The 17,818-nt window shown below is 70.3% G+C and carries 20 protein-coding genes; 12 read left to right on the plus strand and 8 right to left on the minus strand.

Going from position 1 to position 17,818, the window contains the following annotated elements; genetic code table 11:
- The first annotated feature begins 29 nt into the window (after positions 1-29).
- The 3 genes from JK363_RS19855 to JK363_RS19865 all read left to right on the plus strand — a co-directional run bounded on the left by JK363_RS19855 (position 30) and on the right by JK363_RS19865 (position 2,652).
- Entirely contained in the window at positions 30-1,055 is a 1,026-nt protein-coding gene (locus JK363_RS19855; protein WP_201876267.1) for a 6-phosphofructokinase, read from the plus strand.
- Between the two features lie 71 nt (positions 1,056-1,126).
- On the plus strand, positions 1,127-2,077 hold the full coding sequence (locus tag JK363_RS19860) for a cytochrome c oxidase assembly protein (RefSeq protein ID WP_201876268.1): 951 nt from the start codon (positions 1,127-1,129) through the stop codon (positions 2,075-2,077).
- 419 nt (positions 2,078-2,496) lie between these two features.
- Entirely contained in the window at positions 2,497-2,652 is a 156-nt protein-coding gene (locus JK363_RS19865; RefSeq protein ID WP_201876269.1) for a hypothetical protein, read from the plus strand.
- A gap of 22 nt (positions 2,653-2,674) precedes the next feature.
- Here the strand turns inward: JK363_RS19865 and JK363_RS19870 are convergent, their stop codons facing one another.
- From JK363_RS19870 to JK363_RS19890, 5 genes are read right to left on the minus strand one after another with little or no spacing between them, the layout of a single operon-like run.
- Positions 2,675-4,195 (minus strand): cytochrome P450, encoded by a 1,521-nt coding sequence (locus JK363_RS19870; protein ID WP_372444812.1) that lies wholly within the window; start codon positions 4,193-4,195, stop codon positions 2,675-2,677.
- Entirely contained in the window at positions 4,192-4,851 is a 660-nt protein-coding gene (locus tag JK363_RS19875) for a GTP-binding protein (protein ID WP_215911064.1), read from the minus strand. The genes JK363_RS19870 and JK363_RS19875 overlap by 4 nt, the downstream gene beginning before the upstream one ends.
- Positions 4,832-5,203, minus strand: coding sequence for a DUF742 domain-containing protein (locus tag JK363_RS19880; protein ID WP_201876270.1), 372 nt, complete (start codon positions 5,201-5,203; stop codon positions 4,832-4,834). The genes JK363_RS19875 and JK363_RS19880 overlap by 20 nt, the downstream gene beginning before the upstream one ends.
- Positions 5,200-5,616: a roadblock/LC7 domain-containing protein gene (locus JK363_RS19885; protein ID WP_201876271.1), complete on the minus strand. Its 417-nt coding sequence runs from the start codon at positions 5,614-5,616 to the stop codon at positions 5,200-5,202. The genes JK363_RS19880 and JK363_RS19885 overlap by 4 nt, the downstream gene beginning before the upstream one ends.
- Positions 5,609-7,135 carry an ATP-binding protein gene (locus JK363_RS19890; protein WP_201876272.1) on the minus strand — a complete coding sequence of 509 codons (1,527 nt, stop codon included), beginning with the start codon at positions 7,133-7,135 and terminating at the stop codon, positions 5,609-5,611. The genes JK363_RS19885 and JK363_RS19890 overlap by 8 nt, the downstream gene beginning before the upstream one ends.
- Positions 7,136-7,436: 301 nt before the next feature.
- On the opposite strand from JK363_RS19890, the gene JK363_RS19895 reads away from it, so the two are divergent.
- Positions 7,437-8,138: a lysophospholipid acyltransferase family protein gene (locus JK363_RS19895; RefSeq protein WP_201876273.1), complete on the plus strand. Its 702-nt coding sequence runs from the start codon at positions 7,437-7,439 to the stop codon at positions 8,136-8,138.
- A 64-nt stretch (positions 8,139-8,202) separates the two neighbouring features.
- Positions 8,203-9,258 carry an NAD-dependent epimerase/dehydratase family protein gene (locus JK363_RS19900; RefSeq protein ID WP_215911065.1) on the plus strand — a complete coding sequence of 352 codons (1,056 nt, stop codon included), beginning with the start codon at positions 8,203-8,205 and terminating at the stop codon, positions 9,256-9,258.
- A 71-nt stretch (positions 9,259-9,329) separates the two neighbouring features.
- Here the strand turns inward: JK363_RS19900 and JK363_RS19905 are convergent, their stop codons facing one another.
- Positions 9,330-10,937, minus strand: a complete 1,608-nt coding sequence (locus JK363_RS19905) for an alpha/beta hydrolase (protein ID WP_372444814.1) — start codon at positions 10,935-10,937, stop codon at positions 9,330-9,332.
- A gap of 385 nt (positions 10,938-11,322) precedes the next feature.
- Here JK363_RS19905 and JK363_RS19910 point away from each other — a divergent pair, with 385 nt between their 5' ends.
- The gene (locus tag JK363_RS19910; RefSeq protein WP_307821795.1) at positions 11,323-12,282 is read left to right on the plus strand and encodes a M28 family metallopeptidase; all 960 of its coding nucleotides are present in this window, start codon (positions 11,323-11,325) and stop codon (positions 12,280-12,282) included.
- A gap of 37 nt (positions 12,283-12,319) precedes the next feature.
- Here JK363_RS19910 and JK363_RS19915 read toward each other — a convergent pair whose 3' ends face one another.
- Positions 12,320-12,622, minus strand: coding sequence for a type II toxin-antitoxin system Phd/YefM family antitoxin (locus JK363_RS19915; protein ID WP_201876275.1), 303 nt, complete (start codon positions 12,620-12,622; stop codon positions 12,320-12,322).
- 105 nt (positions 12,623-12,727) lie between these two features.
- Here JK363_RS19915 and JK363_RS19920 point away from each other — a divergent pair, with 105 nt between their 5' ends.
- From JK363_RS19920 to JK363_RS19940, 5 genes are all read left to right on the plus strand, one after another.
- Entirely contained in the window at positions 12,728-13,363 is a 636-nt protein-coding gene (locus JK363_RS19920; RefSeq protein ID WP_201876276.1) for an ATP-dependent Clp protease proteolytic subunit, read from the plus strand.
- A gap of 7 nt (positions 13,364-13,370) precedes the next feature.
- A complete protein-coding gene (locus tag JK363_RS19925) occupies positions 13,371-13,679 on the plus strand; it encodes a hypothetical protein (protein WP_201876277.1) in 309 nt (102 codons plus the stop codon).
- A 269-nt stretch (positions 13,680-13,948) separates the two neighbouring features.
- On the plus strand, positions 13,949-14,428 hold the full coding sequence (locus JK363_RS19930; RefSeq protein WP_201876278.1) for a C40 family peptidase: 480 nt from the start codon (positions 13,949-13,951) through the stop codon (positions 14,426-14,428).
- Positions 14,429-14,518: 90 nt separating this feature from the next.
- Positions 14,519-14,914 carry a VOC family protein gene (locus JK363_RS19935; protein WP_201876279.1) on the plus strand — a complete coding sequence of 132 codons (396 nt, stop codon included), beginning with the start codon at positions 14,519-14,521 and terminating at the stop codon, positions 14,912-14,914.
- A gap of 123 nt (positions 14,915-15,037) precedes the next feature.
- Positions 15,038-16,243, plus strand: a complete 1,206-nt coding sequence (locus tag JK363_RS19940) for a nucleotidyl cyclase domain-containing protein (protein WP_236075945.1) — start codon at positions 15,038-15,040, stop codon at positions 16,241-16,243.
- A 12-nt stretch (positions 16,244-16,255) separates the two neighbouring features.
- Here the strand turns inward: JK363_RS19940 and JK363_RS19945 are convergent, their stop codons facing one another.
- Positions 16,256-16,696: an ATP-binding protein gene (locus JK363_RS19945; RefSeq protein ID WP_201876281.1), complete on the minus strand. Its 441-nt coding sequence runs from the start codon at positions 16,694-16,696 to the stop codon at positions 16,256-16,258.
- Positions 16,697-16,948: 252 nt separating this feature from the next.
- On the opposite strand from JK363_RS19945, the gene JK363_RS19950 reads away from it, so the two are divergent.
- The gene (locus JK363_RS19950) at positions 16,949-17,818 is read left to right on the plus strand and encodes a helix-turn-helix domain-containing protein (RefSeq protein WP_201876282.1); all 870 of its coding nucleotides are present in this window, start codon (positions 16,949-16,951) and stop codon (positions 17,816-17,818) included.

Here is a 17,818-nt window from a genome sequence, read left to right on the forward strand (position 1 = left end):
GCCCCCTCGTACACAGAGGAATCCGTGCCATGCGCATTGGTGTGCTCACGTCCGGCGGCGACTGCCCCGGTCTGAACGCCGTCATCAGATCCGTCGTCCACCGCGCCGTCGTCGATCACGGCGATGAAGTGATCGGCTTCCACGACGGGTGGAAGGGTCTGCTGGAGGGCGACTACCGCAAGCTGGACCTGGACGCCGTCGGCGGCATCCTGGCCCGCGGCGGCACCATCCTGGGCTCCACCCGGGTGCAGCCCGCCCATCTGCGCGACGGTGTGGAGCGGGCCAAGGGCCATGTCGCCGATCTGGGCCTGGACGCGGTCATCCCGATCGGCGGGGAGGGCACCCTGAAGGCGGCACGGCTGCTCTCCGACGCCGGGCTGCCGATCGTCGGGGTCCCGAAGACCATCGACAACGACATCGCCTCGACCGATGTGACCTTCGGCTTCGACACCGCGGTCGGGGTCGCCACCGAGGCCCTGGACCGGCTGAAGACCACCGCCGAATCGCATCAGCGGGTGCTGATCGTCGAGGTCATGGGCCGCCACACCGGCTGGATCGCACTGCACTCGGGGATGGCCGCGGGCGCCCACGCGATCGTGGTGCCGGAGCGTCCGTTCCACATCGACGAGCTGACGCGGACGGTCGGGCAGCGCTTCGAGGCGGGCAAGAAGTTCGCGATCGTGGTCGCGGCGGAGGGCGCCAAGCCGGTCGAGGGCACGATGGCCTACGAGTCGGGCGGCAAGGACGTCTACGGGCATGAGCGGTTCGCCGGTATCGCCCGTCAGCTCTCCGTCGAGCTGGAGCAGCGGCTCGGCAAGGAGGCGCGGCCGGTGATCCTGGGCCATGTGCAGCGTGGCGGTACGCCCACGGCGTACGACCGGGTGCTGGCCACCCGCTTCGGCTGGCACGCGGTCGAGGCGGCGCACCGGGGCGACTTCGGCCGGATGACGGCGCTGCGCGGTACGGAGATCACGCTGGTGCCGCTGGCGGAGGCCGTGGAGCGGCTCAAGACCGTCCCGGACGAGCGCTATGCCGAGGCCGAGTGCGTGCTCTGACCTGACCGGTTCTACGCTGGTGCGGGCACATCGGTGCACAGCGGGAGAACAGGGAAGGCCGGGGAGAGTCAATGGATCACGGCGGGCACGGCATGGACATGGATCTGCCGCCGTTCACCTTGTCGCGAGGACTGGAGTTCGGCGGCGATCCGCTCTTCCTGGTCGGCTCCGTGGTGGTGCTCGGTCTGTACGCCTGGGGCGCCGCGCGGCTGTGGCGGCGCGGTGACTCCTGGCCGGTGGGGCGGATGGTCTCGTTCGCCCTCGGGGTGCTGACCATCATGATCGCGATGTGCACCGGGCTGAACGACTACGGCATGGTCATGTTCAGCGTCCATATGGTGCAGCACATGATCATCAGCATGGTCTCGCCGATCCTGCTGCTGCTGGGCGCGCCGGTGACGCTGGCCCTGCGCGCCCTGCCCGCGGCCGGGCGCGGCCGCAAGGGTCCGCGGGAGCTGCTGGTGGCGCTGCTGCACAGCCGCTATATGCGGGTCATCACCCATCCGGTGTTCACAATCCCGCTGTTCATCGCGAGCCTGTACGCGCTCTACTTCACCCCGCTCTTCGACTTCCTCATGGAGAGCAAGCCCGGACACCTGGCGATGATGGTCCACTTCCTCGCGGTGGGTCTGGTGTTCTTCTGGCCGATCATGGGCGTGGACCCGGGTCCGCACCGGCCGGGCTATGTGATGCGGATGCTGGAGCTGTTCGCGGGCATGCCGTTCCACGCGTTCTTCGGGATCGCGCTGATGATGGCGACCGAGCCCATGATCGGCACCTATGAGCACCCGCCCGCCTCGCTGGGCATCGACGCGCTGTCGGACCAGAACGCGGCGGGCGGCATCGCCTGGGCGTTCAGCGAGATCCCATCGGTGATCGTCCTGGTGGCGCTGGTCTACCAGTGGTACAAGTCCGAGCAGCGCCAGGCGCGGCGGGCGGACCGCACCGCGGACCGGGACGGCGACCAGGAGCTCGCGGCGTACAACGCCTATCTCGCCTCGCTCCAGAGCCGCGGCCGCTAGGCCCTGTCCGGTGGATCTCATCGGGCCCGCGACGCCTGGCACCGCACCTCGCCGCGTTGTCGGAGTCGTCCGAGTACGCCCAGTACGAGGGCGATCCTCCGCCTTGCGATCCACGGCACCAGACGCCGCGGGCTGCTCCTCAAAGATCCACCGGACAGGGCCTAAGCGCTCCGCGGGAAGTACCGCGAAGCGCCGTCGTTCGTCTGCGGCCGCGTCGTGGCTGGTCGCGCCCACGCGGCGGAGCCGCACATCGACACAGCCCCGCGCCCCTTCGGGGCGCAACCGGACCGCACCGGACGTGAGCGAGGCCGCTTCAGCCCGCTGGCGGCCGGGCCCCGGCCGCGAGACGATATGCCCCGGCCCGTGGTTGGCCGTGGTTCTGGCGATGGGTCGTCAGAACCGCCGTGAGGAGGTCGGGGATGCCCGGATCCACGAAGGCGATGACGGTGTGCACGGTGGGGGGCCTGGTGATGGTGACGGCCTACACCGTGGCCCTGGGCAGCAATGGATGGCTCTGGTTCAGCTGGGTGGTGCTCGGATTGCTGACCGTGGGGGTGGTGCTGGCGCGCTCCTGAAGCGGGCGGCGTGCCCCGGCCGTCAGTCCCGGCCGCCGGAGTCCTGTTGCCGCGCCTGGTCCGCCTCGTGCCGCGCCGGGTCCGCCGCGCGGCCCAGCAGCCGCCGCCACAGCGCGCGCCACCACGGCACAGGCGGCGGTGTCTCGGAGACCGCCACCGGCAGCCGCGGAGCCGCGGGCGGTTCCTCCTTGGGCAGCCGGCGCGCCCGGATCTCGGGCGAGAGCGTGGTGCCCGAGGTGTCCTCCATGAACTCGAACTGGGCGCGGCGCGGGGAGAACTCGGCGGGCAGCGCCTCCAGCCGCCGGGAGATCCAGGTGGCGTGCCAGCTCAGCTCGGACTCCGGGACGGCCAGCCGGAGATCGGGCAACCGCAGCAGCAGCGTGTCGATGGCGGTGTCGGTGATGGCCCGGCCGATGTCCTGTCCGGGGCACTCATGGGGGCCGCCGCTGAAGGACAGATGGGAACGGTTGCCGTACATGGGGGCGCCGATGTCGGGGCGGATGGCCGGGTCGACGTTCCCGGCGGCCAGCCCGAGCAGCAGCATGTCCCCCGCCTTGATCTGCTGACCGCCCAACTCGGTGTCCCCGGTGGCCCAGCGGCCGGGGATGACCGTGAGCGGCGGTTCGTTCCACAGCACATGCTCGATGGCGTCCGGCAGGGTCATATGGCCACCGGCCAGCGAGGCGCGGAAGCGCGGATCGGTGAGGACCATGCGCAAGGTGTTGGCCATCAGATTGGTGGTGGTCTCGTTCCCGGTGAGCAGCACCAGCCGCAGATGCTGGACGACCTCCTCCTCGGTGAGCTCCGAGGGGTGGTCCAGCAGCCAGGACGCCAGGTCCTCGGCGGGCGCGCTCCGTCTGCGGTCCACCAGGCTCTGGATGGCCTCGGTGACGTAGGCGTCGCTGCGCAGCGCGGTGTCGGTGCCCTGCATCAGATCCCGGGTGGCGGCGACCAGCCGTGGGCCGTACTCGTCGGGCATACCGAGCAGATGGGTGAGGACCAGCATGGGCAGCTGCTGGGCGAAGCCCGCCACCAGATCGGCCTCGCCGTCCGCGCAGAAGTCGTTGACCAGCTGGTGGGTGAAGCGGGTGATGTGGCGGCGGATCCCGCGCCGGTCGAGGCGGCCCATGGACTCGGTGAGCGCGGCCCGTAGCCGCTCGTGCTCATCGCCGTCGGCGAAGGTGCACATGGGCTGCCAGCCGACCACGGGCAGCAGGGGAGAGTCGGGGGGCAGCGTGCCCTCTTTCCAGGCGTACCAGTGCCGGGAGTCGCGGGAGAAGCGGGAGGGGGTGCGGGTCACCTCCAGGTTCTCGCGGTAGCCGAGCAGCAGCCAGGCCGGTACGTCGCCGTCGAGCCGGACCGGGGCCACCGCCCCGTGCTCGGCGCGCAGCCGCTCGTACAGGGCCATCGGGTCCTTCGCGTTCTCCGGTCCGAAGAGATCCGTCATGGCGCCCTCGGACATCAGGGCGTGGGCGGGGCATTCGACGGGTGGCGCGGCCGGGTGCCCGGTGCCGGTGCCGCAGTGGTCGGAGGGAGGGGTCACGGTGTCTCCGGGGTCATGGTGGTGAGGGCTTGCAGATAGCTCACGAGGGTGATGAGGGTGTCGCGGCTGGAACCGCGGTCGCGGGCATCGCAGTCGATCATCGGGACGGCGTCGGACAGATCCAGGGCCGCGCGCAGCTCCGCCATGGGGTACACGGGCGCCTCGGGGAAGGCGTTGACCGCCACCACGAAGGGCACTCCGCGCTCCTCGAGCCGGCCGACCACATCGAAGCTGACCTCGAGCCTGCGGGTGTCGAGCAGGACCACGGCGCCGAGCGCGCCCTCGAAGAGGCCGTTCCACAGGAACCAGAAGCGCTCCTGGCCCGGGGTGCCGAAGAGGTAGAGCACCAGCCGTTCGTTGAGGCTGATCCGGCCGAAGTCCATGGCCACGGTGGTCTCGGTCTTGCGCTCCACCCCGGCGAGGTCGTCGACGCCGACCCCGGCCTGGGTCATGGTCTCCTCGGTGGTCAGCGGGCGGATCTCACTCACCGAGCCGACCATGGTCGTCTTGCCGACGCCGAACCCTCCGACGATCACCACCTTGACGGCCGCCGCGGCGGAGGCGGGGAGGATGTCCTCGGTGCGCGGCCCGACGAGCCCGCCATTGCCGCCACCGGCGCCGTTGCCGCCGTTGCCGTCAGAGATTCTGTAGTCCATGCATCACCGCCTGGAGCAGTTCGGGGTCGGGCAGCACGGCGGCGGGGACCGGCGCCCGCGCTTCCACTCGGTGGTCCTTGAGCAGTCCCGCGAGGATCACGGAGACGGTGGAGACGGGCAGCACCAGATACGCCGAGATCTCCGCCACGGAGAGCGGGAACTGACACATCCTCAGCACAGCGGCGATCTCGGGCTGCATCCCCGGTTGCGGTTCGGTCCGCGCCACGATCAGGCTGACCAGCTCGACGGAGGTCCGGTCGGGCTGCGCACGGCCACGGGTGACGGTGTACAGCCGCTCGGGGCCGCCCTCGTCCCAGTCCTTACCGGTCCCGCCCCTGTCCGGCCCGCTCATGTCAGTCCGTCGACACGGGGTGGGCTGCTCAGATGTTCTCCGAGCCGGGCGACCAGGTCCCGCATGCACTGGCCCATCAGCCCCGCGTCCACGCTGTCCTCGGCGAGGACCGCCAGATACGAACTGACTCCGGCCGCCATCAGATAGAAGAACCCGCCGCCGACCTCGATGACCACCAGCCTCATCCGCCCGTCGCCTTCGGGGAATTCGGCGGCGATCGCGGTCGACAGGCTCTGCAATCCCGCGCAGGCGGCGGCCAGCCGGTCGGCGGTGTCCTCGTCGGTCCCGACCTGTGCCATGCACAGACCGTCCGAGGAGAGCAGGACCACGTGGCGGGTCTGGGGAACGCTGGACGCCAGGTCCCGGAGCATCCAGTCCATGTTGAACCGCGCTTGCCTCACTTGGCTATTCATCCTTGTTCGAGGGGTCTGTGGGGTCCGAGGGGATTGACGGGGTGCCCGTGGCTTCCGTGGCTTCCGTGTCGTCCGAGGGCTCCCCGGAGAGGCCCTGGTGGAACGCGGCCAGCCACATCCCGGGCTGCACCGGCGGCGCGGCCGGTTCGGCGGGCCGGTCGGCGGCCGGGGCGGGTGGAGGTGCGTCGACCCGGATGGGCGGGGTCACCACCGGCATCCGACGGCGGCGCTGGGGCAGTCCGGCGCCGTTCTGGCGGAACCCGGGGTGGTCCGGAGCGGGTTTGGCGACCCGCGCGGGCATCGGCGTCGGCGTCGCGCGCTTGACCGGCTTGGGCGGCGGTAGCTTGGCGGCGCGGGCGATGGCTCCGCCGGGCGCGGGAGTGGGGCAGGTGATGTCCTGCGGTACGACCAGCACGGCGCGCACCCCGCCGTACGCCGAGGGCCGCAGCGAGATCTGGAACCGGTACGCCAGCGCGAGCCGTCCGACCACGGCGAGGCCCAGCCGTGGTGTCTCGCCCAGGTCGTTGAGATCCAGTCCGGTGGACGCCTGGGCCAGCACCAGTTCGGTGCGGCGCCGCGCCTCCGCGGACAGTCCGACCCCGGCGTCCTCGATCTCGATCGCGATCCCGGACTGGACCTCGATCGCGGTGAGATGCACCCGGGTCCTGGGCGGTGAATAGCGGGTGGCGTTGTCCAGCAGTTCGGCCAGGGCGTGGATCAGCGGCTCCACCGAGGGGCCGACGATGGCGACGTCCGCCACCGAGTGCAGATCCACCCGCTGGTACTCGAGGATGCGCGACATGGCGCCGCGCAACACGTTGAACAGCGGCACCTCCTTTTGCCACTGACGCCCCGGGCGGGAGCCGCCCAGCACCGCGATGCTGTCCGCCAGCCTGCCGACCAGGGCGTTGCCGTGGTCGATATGGAGCAGGTCCTCGAAGACCTCGGGGTCCGCGCCGTGCTTGTCCTCCAGCTCCCGCAGATCCTGGGCCTGTTGGTGAACGATGGCCTGCACCCGGCGGGCGATGTTGACGAACGCCCGCTGTGCCGCGTCCCGCAGGTCCTCCTCCGCCCGCACGGTCTCCAGCACCGCGCGCAGCAGGGCCCGGTGCGCGGATTCGAAGTCCCGGTCGAGGTCGGGCGCGTGGTCGATGTCCTTCATGACCTCGTCGACCATGCTGCCGCGGCGCAGCCGGTCCACCGCGGCGGGCAGCAGATCGCGGGCCAGCCGCCGGATCTCCTCCTCCTGCTCCACCAGCCGCCGGCGGAGTCCGTCCTCCTGGGCGGCGAACCGTTCGCGCAGGGTGGCGATCAGCCGGCCACGGCGCATCGACTCGGCCGCCGCCACGGCCACCACCAGCGTCGCCACCACTCCGCACCAGGCGACCGCCGTTCGTGCCCCGGCCGGTACCGCGGTCACGGCGAGCGCCGCGCAGACCGCCGTCGCGGCGGGAGGAAGGACCCATACGAGCGTGGAGGCGGGCCGTCGGCCTCCGGGTGAGGCGCCAGCGAAAACCATTGGCTTCCTTAGGAAGAGCGGAAGAAAATGCGTGCGAGGAGCTCGCTATGGGCCCAGGAGCATAGCGCTTTCCTCAGGCATCAAGACGAAGATGCTTTTTTCTCGGAATTGCACTGAAGAGCGAATTCATTCAGGGCGAAGAATCGATCACATTCATTCAGATTCCCCTGCGCCTCGAAACCCCACACCCATAAAAGACCGCTCATTTCCGGCGATTACGGACATCGCGCGGTGACTCCCCGCAGGGGCAACCGGGTTGTAGAGTCTGTCGGTTGGCCACACAGGTGTGGAGGGCGGTCGCGTGTTCTACCAGGTGCTCAAATACGTGCTGTTGGGGCCGTTGCTGAGGCTTCTCTTCCGGCCCCGGGTCGAGGGGGTCGAGCACATCCCGGCCGAGGGCGCCGCCATCGTCGCCGGGAATCACCTGTCGTTCTCCGATCATTTTCTGATGCCCGCGATCGTGCCGCGCCGCATCACCTTTCTCGCCAAGGCGGAGTACTTCACCGGACCGGGGCTCAAAGGGCGGCTGACCGCGGCGTTTTTCCGCGGCGCCGGTCAGATTCCGGTGGACCGCGCGGGCGGCACGGCAGCCGAGGCGGCGCTGCGCTCGGGGCTCGCGGTGCTGCGCAAGGGCCGGTTGCTGGGCATCTATCCGGAGGGCACCCGCTCGCACGACGGACGGCTCTACAAGGGGCGTACCGGGGTGGCGGCGATGGCGCTCACCGCCGGAGCCCCGGTGATCCCGTGCGCCATGGTGGGCACCTTCGAGATCCAGCCGCCGGGGCGTCTGGTGCCCCGGATCCGCCGGGTGACCATCCGGTTCGGTGAGCCGCTGGACTTCTCGCGCTACGCCGGGCTGGAGCGGGAGCGCACCGTGCTGCGGGCCGTCACGGACGAGATCATGTACGAGATCCTGCGGCTGTCCGGACAGGAGTACGTCGACGCCTACGCCTCGGAGGTCAAGGCCGAGCAGTCCCGGCGCCGTCCCGGACCGTTGCGCTGACGGCGAATCTGCCACCAGCCGAGTGCCCTGGGCGTGCCCGGCCGGCGGACCGTAGCGTCCCGGCATGACCACAGCAGACATATGCGTGATCGGGGCGACCGGGCAGATCGGACGGGCGGCGGTGCGCGCGCTGGCCGAGGAGGGCCGACGGGTGCGGGCGGCCTCCCGCAGCGGGGGCCGTGATGAGCGCTGGCCCGGGGACGTGGAGAGCGTGGCGCTGGACCGGGAGGACGACGCGGCGGTGGCCGCGCTGGTCGGGGACGGCTGCGAGGTGCTGCTGGACTGTGTCGCCTACGGCCGGGCGCACGCACGGCAGTTGCTGGGCCTGGCGGACCGGATCGGCTCGGCGGTGGTGATCTCCAGCGGCGCGGTGTACCAGGACGACCGGGGCCGCGGCTTCGACACCCAGGACCGGCCGGACGGCGCCCCGGTGTACCCGGTGCCGATCCCCGAATCCCAGCGCACCGTGACCCCGGGGGACACCGCCGGAAACCGCAAGGTCGCCCTGGAGCGGGAGTTGCTGGCCGCGGGCGACCGGCTGCCGGTGACCCTGCTGCGGGCCGGGGCGATCCACGGCCCGCACTGCCGTACCCCGCGGGAGCTGTACTTCGTCAAGCGGGTGCTCGACGGGCGACCGGTGCGCGTGCTGGCGTACGGCGGCCGCAGCCGCTTCCACCCGGTGCATGTGGACAATCTCGCGGAGCTGATACGGCTGGCCGCCCACCGGCCCGGGTCGCGGGTGCTCAACGCGGGCGACCCGCAGGCGCCGACAGTGGCCGACATCGCCGCCGCGGTGGACGCCGTGATGGCGGCGCGGAGTGAAATCGTACTGCTCGACGGCGAGCCACCGCTTGCGCACGTGGGCGTCACCCCGTGGAGCCTCCCGCACCCCGTGGTCTACGACATGGCGGCGGCGGAGCGGGAGTTGGGCTACCGCCCGGTCACCGGCTACGCCGAGTCGCTGCCCGAGACGGTGGACTGGCTGGCCCGGCGGCTCACCGACGGCGGGGGCTGGCCCGCCGCGTTCCCGGAGATGGCCGCGGCCTACGGCCCGAAGATCGACCTGTTCGACTACGCGGCCGAGGACGCCTGGCTGGGCAGCCGCCGCCGGGCCGTCTGACCACCTCGCCGGAAAGGGGCCGGGCCCGGTTCCGTACGCGCCGACACGTACGGAACCGGGCCCGGTGGTGGTTACTTGACGGCGGTGGCCTTCGAGACCTTCGCCGCCTTGGCCGCCTTGGCGGCCGAGTCGGACTTCGCGGGCACCGGCGTGGCGTGCGGACCGCACGTCACGTCCTTGGCGTCCACCGTGCCCTTGAGCAGGTAGGCGTCCACCCGGTCGTTGATGCAGGCGTTGACCAGGCCGGTCACACCGTGCGAACCCGCGTCCTTCTCGGTGATCAGACGCGAGCCCTTGAGCCTCTTGTGCAGCTCCACGGCGCCGTCGTACGGGGTCGCGGCGTCGCGGGTGCTCTGCACGATGAGGGTCTTGGGCAGGCCCTTGGCGGCGCCCACCTCCAGCGGGGTGTGCTGCTTGGCGCCCCAGGTGGCGCACGGCAGGTTCATCCAGGCGTTGGACCAGGTCAGGAAGGGGTAGTCCCGGTGCAGCCGGGTGTTGTCCCGGTCCCACTTGGCCCAGCTGGTCGGCCACTTGGTGTCGGCGCACTCCACGGCGGTGTAGACCGCGTTGCTGTTCTCCGAGGCGATGTTGCCCGCGGTGTCGGACATGTCCGGGCCCGCGGCCTCGATCAGCGGCTTGTTGTCACCGGCGAGGTAGGCGCTCCACACCTCCGCGACCTGGGTCCACGCGGAGTCGTAGTACGGAGCGCTCTGGAAGAAGGCGAGCAGTTCGGCCGGGCCCACGACCCCGCCGATGGGGCTCTCCTTGGCGGTCGCGCGCAGTGTGTCCCACTGCTTCTGGACCTTGGCCGAGGTGTTGCCGATGTGGTAGGCGGCGTCGTTCTTGGCGACCCACGCCTTCCAGTCGTTCCAGCGCATCTCGAAGGCGACGTCCTGGTCCAGGTTGGCCTGGTACCAGATCTTCTCCCGCGAGGGGTTGACCACGCTGTCGACGATCAGCCGACGAACGTGGTTCGGGAACAGCGTGGCGTAGACGCCACCGATGTACGTTCCGTAGGACACGCCGAGGTAGTTGAGCTTCTTGTCGCCGAGCGCGGCCCGGATGACGTCGATGTCACGCGCGGTGTTCGGCGTCGTCATATGGGGCAGCATCCGGCCGCTGCGCTCCTTGCAGCCCTGGGCGTACTCCTTGGCCAGCTTGCGCTGGACGCGCTTGTCCGCCTCGCTGTCGGGCACCGGGTCCAGCTTGGGCGCCTTGACGAACTCCTGCGGGTCGACGCAGGAGATGGGGGCGGAGTGGCCGACACCGCGCGGGTCGAAGCCGACGAAGTCATAGGCCATCGCGGCCTTCGCCCACACCGGGTTCTTGTTGGTGACCCGGGTCGGGAAGCGCATACCCGAACCGCCCGGACCGCCCGGGTTGTAGACCAGCGAGCCCTGGCGCTCGGAGGCGGAGCCGGTGTTGCCGATCCGGTCCACCGCGATCTTGATCTTGCGGCCGTCGGGCTTGGCGTAGTCCAGCGGCACGGTGACATAGCCGCACTGGATGGGCTTGGCCAGACCCCAGTCGGCGGGGCAGTCCTTCCAGTCGATGCCCTTCTTCGCGGCCTTGGCCGCGGCGATGGCAACACCGCGGGCCTCGGCGGCGCCGCCCGGCGTCCGCTCGGAGGCACCCGCGGTGGGGGCGGCCAGCGCCCCAGTTATCAGCGCACCGGTCATCACACCACCGGCCACGCCGAAGAGTGCTGTGCGTCTCACGTAGTTATCCCCCTGCATGGTTGCGCCGCTTGTGACGGCGATGATCACAGAGTGTCAGGAGGATTCTTGTGGCTGGCTTACCACCGAGTACAGGGCAAACCGTCATTTCTTTATCAACACGTGAACATCAGCCCAACGGCGGAGGGTGTCCCGCCGCATGGCGTTCCCAGGTGTCAACACCACTGTAGCGGCCAGTTGTCGCAGGTCGGGGCGGGTGGCTCCGGTCGGCGGGACAGGCCGTCCGATATTTGCCCTTGACGGAGGCACCGTTGACCGTCGATTCTCATGTGCGCACAAATGATCCACCGCTCCGCAACATCCCCCCACATCACAACGGAGCCCAACTGTGAAGCGAATAATGCCGATCCGCCGTGGAGTGCTCGCGGCCGGAGCCAGTGCCGCCCTCGCCGCCGCCCTGCTGTCCGGCGCGTCGATGGCCCAGGCCAGCATCTCCGACTCCTCCGCCGCGGCGGCCCCCGACATTGATGTCGAGGCCGTCAAGGGAGACCTGAAGGAACTTCAGTCCATCGCGGACAGCAACGGCGGCAACCGCGCCCACGGCCAGCCCGGCTACAAGGCGTCCGTGGACTTCATCAAGAAGAAGCTGGACGAGGCCGGGTTCAAGACCGCCATCCAGGAGTTCGACAACGGCGGGGCGAAGGGCTACAACCTCATCGCCGACTGGCCGGGTGGCAGCGAGGACAAGGTCGTCATGGCCGGGTCGCATCTGGACTCGGTCTCCGCGGGCCCGGGAATCAACGACAACGGATCGGGCTCCGCCGCGATCCTGGAGGTCGCGCTCGCCGCGGCCAAGGCCGACCTCAAGCCCGCCAAGCACCTGCGGTTCGCCTGGTGGGGCGACGAGGAGGACGGCATGGTCGGCTCCACGCACTACGTGGACAAGCTGGCGTCCGGCGACAAGTCGAAGATCGACTCGTATCTGAACTTCGACATGCTCGGCTCCCCCAACCCGGGGTACTTCGTCTACGACGACGACACCGAGCTGGAGAAGGTCTTCACCGACTGGTTCGCGGCCAAGGACATCAAGACCGACCCGGAGACCGAGGGCGACGGCCGCTCGGACCACGCGCCGTTCAAGGACGCGGGCGTGCGGGTCGGCGGTCTGTTCACCGGCGCCGAGGCCACCAAGAGCCAGGAGCAGGCGGACAAGTGGGGCGGCAAGGCGGGCGAGCCGTTCGACCCGTGCTACCACTCCGCATGCGACAAGACGTCGAACATCGACGACAAGGCACTGGATCTGAACACCGACGCGATCGCGAACGCGATCTGGACGCTCAGCTCCTAGGACCCGGCGGGGCCGGCCGGTCGGCCGGCCCCGCGCCTCACTCCTTCTGGCCCGGCCGCCGATCCCCGGCGGCCGGGCCGCGGTGTTCGGCGGCGATGCCGAAACGGCGCCGTTCGCCCGGAGCGGACGACGAGGGCCGCACGCTGGAGACGGTACGGATCACCGACTCCTCCGCCTCCGTCTCGTTCCGCTCGAGTCGTTCCAGGTCAGCGGCGGAGACCAGGGCGACAAGCGGTTTTCCGTGGCGAGTGACGACCACCCTCTCCCCGCCGTACACCACGCGGTTGATCAGCTCCGCGAGCTCCGCACGGGCTTGCGTCACCGGAATCTCATAGGCCATGCTCACCATCATAACGAAACGTACGTCCTGTACATTTTATAGAGAGCGCCATTCAGAGAGCGCCCTTCATGGAGAGCGCCTTGCGAGCCGCCGAGAGGTGACGCCATGGAACGACCGACCGCGCGCCATGTCCTGCCCGAGTTCACCGAGCGCACCAGCTCGGGCGCCCGCACCATGGACCCGTACGCCAGGCTCCTCGCCGAGCGGATCGTCTTCCTCGGCACCCCGGTCGACGACACCTCGGCCAACGATGTGATCGCCCAGCTCGTCCACCTCGAGCACGCCGCCCCCGGTCAGGACATCTCGCTCTACATCAACTCCCCCGGCGGCTCGTTCGCCGCCATGACCGCGATCTACGACACGATGGGTTACGTCACCTGCGACATCCAGACGGTCTGCCTGGGCCAGGCCGCCTCGTCCGCCGCCGTACTGCTCGCCGCGGGTACGCCGGGCAAGCGGCTGGCGCTGCCCGGCGCACGGGTCCTGCTGCACCAGGCCGCCATCAGCGAGCCGATCGAGGGCAGCACCTCCGATCTGGCGATCCAGGCCGCGGAGTTGCTGCGCAGCCAGGCGCTGCTCGAGGAGATGCTGGCCCGCCACACCGGCCGGAGCGCCGAGGAGATCCGCGCCGACATCGACCGCGAGCGGATCTTCGACGCTCCGGCCGCGGTGGCATACGGACTGGTGGACCGGCTCACCGAGCGCCGCGGCGGGCCGGACACGGCCACCGGAGCGAGGTGAGCGCAGGATGCTTCCACCGGAGCTGCCGCCGCTGCCCGCGCTGACCCGCGCGGAGGGGAACCTCGTCGATGCCTATCTGGAGGCGGTCGATCTGCTCGGGAGGGTCAACCCGGCCCGTGCCCAGGACACCTATGCGAGTCTGCGTGCCGCCCAGGCGCTGGTCGGCAGGGCCGTCGCACTGCGTGACGCGCTGGAGCTGATGCACCAGCGCGGGGAGAGCGCCCTGCACACCGCCACCCTGGCGCGGGCGCTGCGGGTGCTGGACGGGGAGCGGCGTACCGGGCGGGTCACCCTGCCCCCGGCCCGGAGGAGCTGAAACGGTCGCCCGATCGGCGTAGCCGGAAATCCCGGGGAAGAATCGCCGCCCGCTTGCGCCCCGTGCCGCCGCCCCTCGACGAAGCAGAGATCATCACTGGTCAGGAGGGGGGCGAGGGGGAGGGCCGGTCACCCGAACGGGCCATCCGTGAGCACCATCACACAGGGGTGTGTCGCTGCGGAACCAGCGGCCGGGATGCGTGACCATCACTGGGACAACAGACCCCGCCGGAGTACCGGGGTGGGGTCGGCTCATGAAGGGGGTGCGCGATGATTGCGCACATTCGGATCCCCAGGATGGTCTCCCGAGCGAGTGCCGTCTCCGCTCTCACCGTCGCCGCCGTCGGTGGCACCATCGCGGTACCGGGGTCGCCGCCGGAGGCGAAGGCGACGGCGACGACCGTCGCGTTCAAGGCGCTCCGGATCGCCGCGTCGCAGAGGGGCGCGCCCTATGTGTACGGCGCGGCGGGACCGCACCGCTTCGACTGCTCGGGGCTGACGCAGTACGCGTACAAGGGGGCCGGGAAGCCTCTGCCGCGTACCGCGGCGGCGCAGTACAACCGGACGCGCCCAATAACGGCCTCCTCGCGCACCCGTGGTGACCTGGTGTTCTTCCACGGCAGCCGCGGTGTCTACCACGTCGGCCTCTACGCGGGCGACGGGCGGATCTGGCACGCGCCCAAGACCGGCACCGTGGTGCGGCTGGAGCGGATCTGGACCCGCCACGTCTCCTACGGCAAGGTCCGCTGATCCGGGCGGAGTTGCCCGGGACCGCGTTGTCAGAGGCCGGAGGTAGGTTGACGGGGTTGGGGCACCACCCTGTCGACTTCGGAGACCTGCATGTCCTACCTCAACCCGGTCCGGCACATCACCTTCGACGCCCATGATCCGTACCGGCTCGCGCAGTTCTGGTCACAGCTGACCGGATACCCGCTGGAGGACTCGGATCCGGGCGATGACGAGGTGCTGATCACGCCGGACCAACCCGGGGTCCCCGGCCTGCTGTTCCTGCGGGTGCCGGACACCAAGACCGTCAAGAACCGTGTCCACCTCGACATCCAGCCGCCCTCGGGCACGCGGGACGCCGAGGTGGACCGGCTCGTCGGGCTCGGCGCGAAGGTCGTCGACGACCGGCGTACGGACGACGGGATGGGCTGGGTGGTGATGTCCGACCTCGAGGGCAATGAGTTCTGTGTGGAGCGCAGCGCGGTGGAGCGCGGTCTGGTGGAGTCCTGAACGCCGTCCCCTTGTCCCGGGGGCCGGGGCCGGGGGTTTGCGCCACCTGGAGCGGGTCGGGGCGAGGCGCTAGCGTGAACCGGTGCCGGCCGTGCACCGGCCGGCGCCGGGAGGGGGCGCGTGGTGACCGAGCAGTTCCAGCCGGACCGGACCTACGACCAGGTGTATCTCGTCTTCGTCGACACCTCCGGGTATTCGACGATCGTCCGCTGCAACCCCGGGGACCGGGCCGCCCGGGCCTTCGATCTGCTGCGGGAACGGATGCGGGGGCGGATCGCCCAGCTCTCCGCGCAGTACCGCTGCGCGCGCAGCGATGTGTGGAGCTGGCGCGGTGACGGCGGGTTCTTCGCGGTCCACGACGAGAGCGAGAGCGTGGCGCGCGATGTCGCGCTGGAGGCGGCGCGGACCTTTCTCACCCTCGATCTGCGTCATTTACGGGACGAGTTCGCGCAGGCCGGGGTGGACGGGGAGCTGCATGTGCGGATGGCGGTGCACAAGGGGGCGATCCGTCACAGCGCGGAGGGCCGGACGGGCGCGATCCACTCCCCCGACATCAATCTCGCCGCGCACCTGGAGAAGGTGACCCCGCCGGACTGTCTGGCGGTGTCGGAGGATGTGTACCGCACCGCCGGTCCGTTCGCGGAGCTGTTCGCGCCCGTCGGCAGCCATGAGGGCAAGGACGTCTATCTGATGGCGGGCGACGGCGGGCCGGGCGCGGCGGCCAAGGCGTGGCTCGCGGGCCGAGGGCTGGCCGACGGCACACCGGTGTACGCCTATCCGGAACGGCCGAGTTCACATCAGAAGGCGCGGCTGCTGGACGCCGCGTCGGACGAGGTCCTCGACATGGGGACGGCACTGCGCACCTCCTCCAGCCGTCTGGTGACCACCGAGCGCCCGGCCCGCTATCGGGACGCGGTGCTGGGGCTGTTGCGCCGCGGCGGCACCTACCGCTGCTATCTGCTGGACCCGTCCTCGGAGGCGGCGGACACGCTGGCGCGCCAGTACGAGGAGGACATGGCGCGGAAGATCAAGGATTCGCTGGAGCGGTTCGGCCGGTTCAAGGAGCGTTACGGCACGGAGGCGGAGGGCTTGCGGGTCTACCAGACGGACGGCTTCCCGGGGTTCTCGGCGCTCGGGATCGACATGGGCCGCCCGGACGGGCTGATCCTGTACTCCTCGTACCTCATGGGCGCGAGTCCGTACGGGGTGATCGAGCGCGGCGATATGCCGCACTATCTGATCGGCCCGGCCGCCGGGCGGGTCTTCACCCGTATCCGGGAGCTGACCGAGGCGCGTTCGGGGACGGGGCGGGTCGAGCGGGTGCTGTAGCGGGGGCGCGGCTCAGTTGACCGCTACGGTCCAGGGCAGCGCGATCCAGACGGTCTTGCCGCCGTCGTCGGTGGGCGTGATGAAGACGTCGCCGCCCGATTCGGCGGCCAGGGAGCGGATGATGACCAGGCCGCGGCCATGGTCCCGGCCGTGGTCCTGCGGGGTGGCGGCGGGCAGCCGTCCCGGCCACCGGGGATGGCTGTCGGTGACGCCGATCTCCAGCCGCCGGGTGTGGTCGAGCCGGAGGTCGACAGTGAAGGTGGGTGACCGGCCCACGGTGTGCTGGACCGCGTTGGTGGCCAGCTCGGAGACGATGAGCCGGACGGTGTCGGTGGCTTCCGCGCCCGCTCCGAGTCCCCATTCGGCCAGTACGTCCGTCACATAGGCGCGGGCCGCGGGGACCGAGGCCGGGGCGCTCGGCAGAGTGAGGGATGCTTCCTGATGGTCTGCCATGGCGGCCTGTCCCTTTCCGCCGGGGCGCGGCGCGGACGCGTCGGGTGATGCCGACGAAGCCGGGGCGTTCCGGGCGGCTTCGGCGTGCTTACGCGTCAGAGTGCCATCGATGCCCTCCGTAACGGGGGCGATCCACCGGGTTATGCATATATCTGTCGCTCGAAGCGGTGAACTCTGCTACGGAAGACCGGATTTGGGCGGCAGACTGGGGAGCGAACGGCGGTACAGGGGCGCGGACGGGAGGGAGAACTCATGCGGTACGGCCCGGCGGTGCGCCGCCGCAAGCTGGGCGCGGAGCTTCGCCGCCAGCGCGACCTGGCCGGGCTCACCAGTGGGGAGACAGCGCGGCTGCTGGGCTGGCACCAGTCGAAGGTGAGCCGGATCGAGACCGGCCGCAGCGGAGCCAAACCCGCGGATGTGGCACGGCTGCTGGATCTGTACGGGGTCGGCGATCCGGATCTGCGGGCGCTGCTGGAGGCCCTGTGCGGCGGGGGCTCCTCGGATCCGCACGAATCACGGCGCGGCTGGTGGCACGCCTACCGCGATCTTCTGCCGCCCGCCTACCGGGACTTCATCAGCCTGGAGGCCGAGGCGTCACAGGCGTACACCCTGGAGACCACGGTGGTGCCCGGACTGCTCCAGACCCCGGACTACGCCCGGACGGTCACCCGGGCGGCACTGGCGGATCTGCCGCAGCGGCAGTTGGACGCGCTGGTGGAGGTGCGGATCGCCCGTCAGTCGGTGCTGTACGGCACCGAACCGCTGCGACTGCACGCGGTGCTGGACGAGGCGGTGCTGCGCCGCGTGGTCGGCGGGCCGGAGGTGATGGCGGCCCAATTGCGGCATCTGACCACGCTGGCGGAGCTGCCCCAGGCATGTGTGCAAGTGCTGCCATATTCCGCTGGAATGCCCATTGGCATTACCAGTCCTTTCATTATTTTCTCTTTTCCGCACATTACTGACCTCGACGTGGTGGTTCTCGACCACCTGACGAGTAGCCTCTATCTGGAGCGGAAAGAAGACCTCCGGGCGTACAGCGCGGCGTTCGATGTCCTGCGCACCCACGCCCTGGCACCTGAGGAATCACTCACCTTCATCAGCAAAATCGGGGGCGGCGCCTGA

The organism is Streptomyces coffeae, from assembly GCF_016741875.1.
Lineage (GTDB): Bacteria > Actinomycetota > Actinomycetes > Streptomycetales > Streptomycetaceae > Streptomyces > Streptomyces coffeae.

Coding starts and splice junctions, on each gene's coding strand:
- JK363_RS19930 (WP_201876278.1), top strand. CDS start 13,949: ATGATTGCGCACATTCGGATCCCCAGGATGGTCTCCCGAGCGAGTGCC.
- JK363_RS19880 (WP_201876270.1), bottom strand. CDS start 5,203: ATGAGCGGGCCGGACAGGGGCGGGACCGGTAAGGACTGGGACGAGGGC.
- JK363_RS19915 (WP_201876275.1), bottom strand. CDS start 12,622: ATGGCCTATGAGATTCCGGTGACGCAAGCCCGTGCGGAGCTCGCGGAG.
- JK363_RS19885 (WP_201876271.1), bottom strand. CDS start 5,616: ATGAATAGCCAAGTGAGGCAAGCGCGGTTCAACATGGACTGGATGCTC.
- JK363_RS19935 (WP_201876279.1), top strand. CDS start 14,519: ATGTCCTACCTCAACCCGGTCCGGCACATCACCTTCGACGCCCATGAT.
- JK363_RS19945 (WP_201876281.1), bottom strand. CDS start 16,696: ATGGCAGACCATCAGGAAGCATCCCTCACTCTGCCGAGCGCCCCGGCC.
- JK363_RS19905 (WP_372444814.1), bottom strand. CDS start 10,937: ATGACCGGTGCGCTGATAACTGGGGCGCTGGCCGCCCCCACCGCGGGT.
- JK363_RS19900 (WP_215911065.1), top strand. CDS start 8,203: ATGACCACAGCAGACATATGCGTGATCGGGGCGACCGGGCAGATCGGA.
- JK363_RS19875 (WP_215911064.1), bottom strand. CDS start 4,851: ATGGACTACAGAATCTCTGACGGCAACGGCGGCAACGGCGCCGGTGGC.
- JK363_RS19865 (WP_201876269.1), top strand. CDS start 2,497: ATGCCCGGATCCACGAAGGCGATGACGGTGTGCACGGTGGGGGGCCTG.
- JK363_RS19920 (WP_201876276.1), top strand. CDS start 12,728: ATGGAACGACCGACCGCGCGCCATGTCCTGCCCGAGTTCACCGAGCGC.
- JK363_RS19855 (WP_201876267.1), top strand. CDS start 30: ATGCGCATTGGTGTGCTCACGTCCGGCGGCGACTGCCCCGGTCTGAAC.
- JK363_RS19860 (WP_201876268.1), top strand. CDS start 1,127: ATGGATCACGGCGGGCACGGCATGGACATGGATCTGCCGCCGTTCACC.
- JK363_RS19925 (WP_201876277.1), top strand. CDS start 13,371: ATGCTTCCACCGGAGCTGCCGCCGCTGCCCGCGCTGACCCGCGCGGAG.
- JK363_RS19890 (WP_201876272.1), bottom strand. CDS start 7,135: ATGGTTTTCGCTGGCGCCTCACCCGGAGGCCGACGGCCCGCCTCCACG.
- JK363_RS19950 (WP_201876282.1), top strand. CDS start 16,949: ATGCGGTACGGCCCGGCGGTGCGCCGCCGCAAGCTGGGCGCGGAGCTT.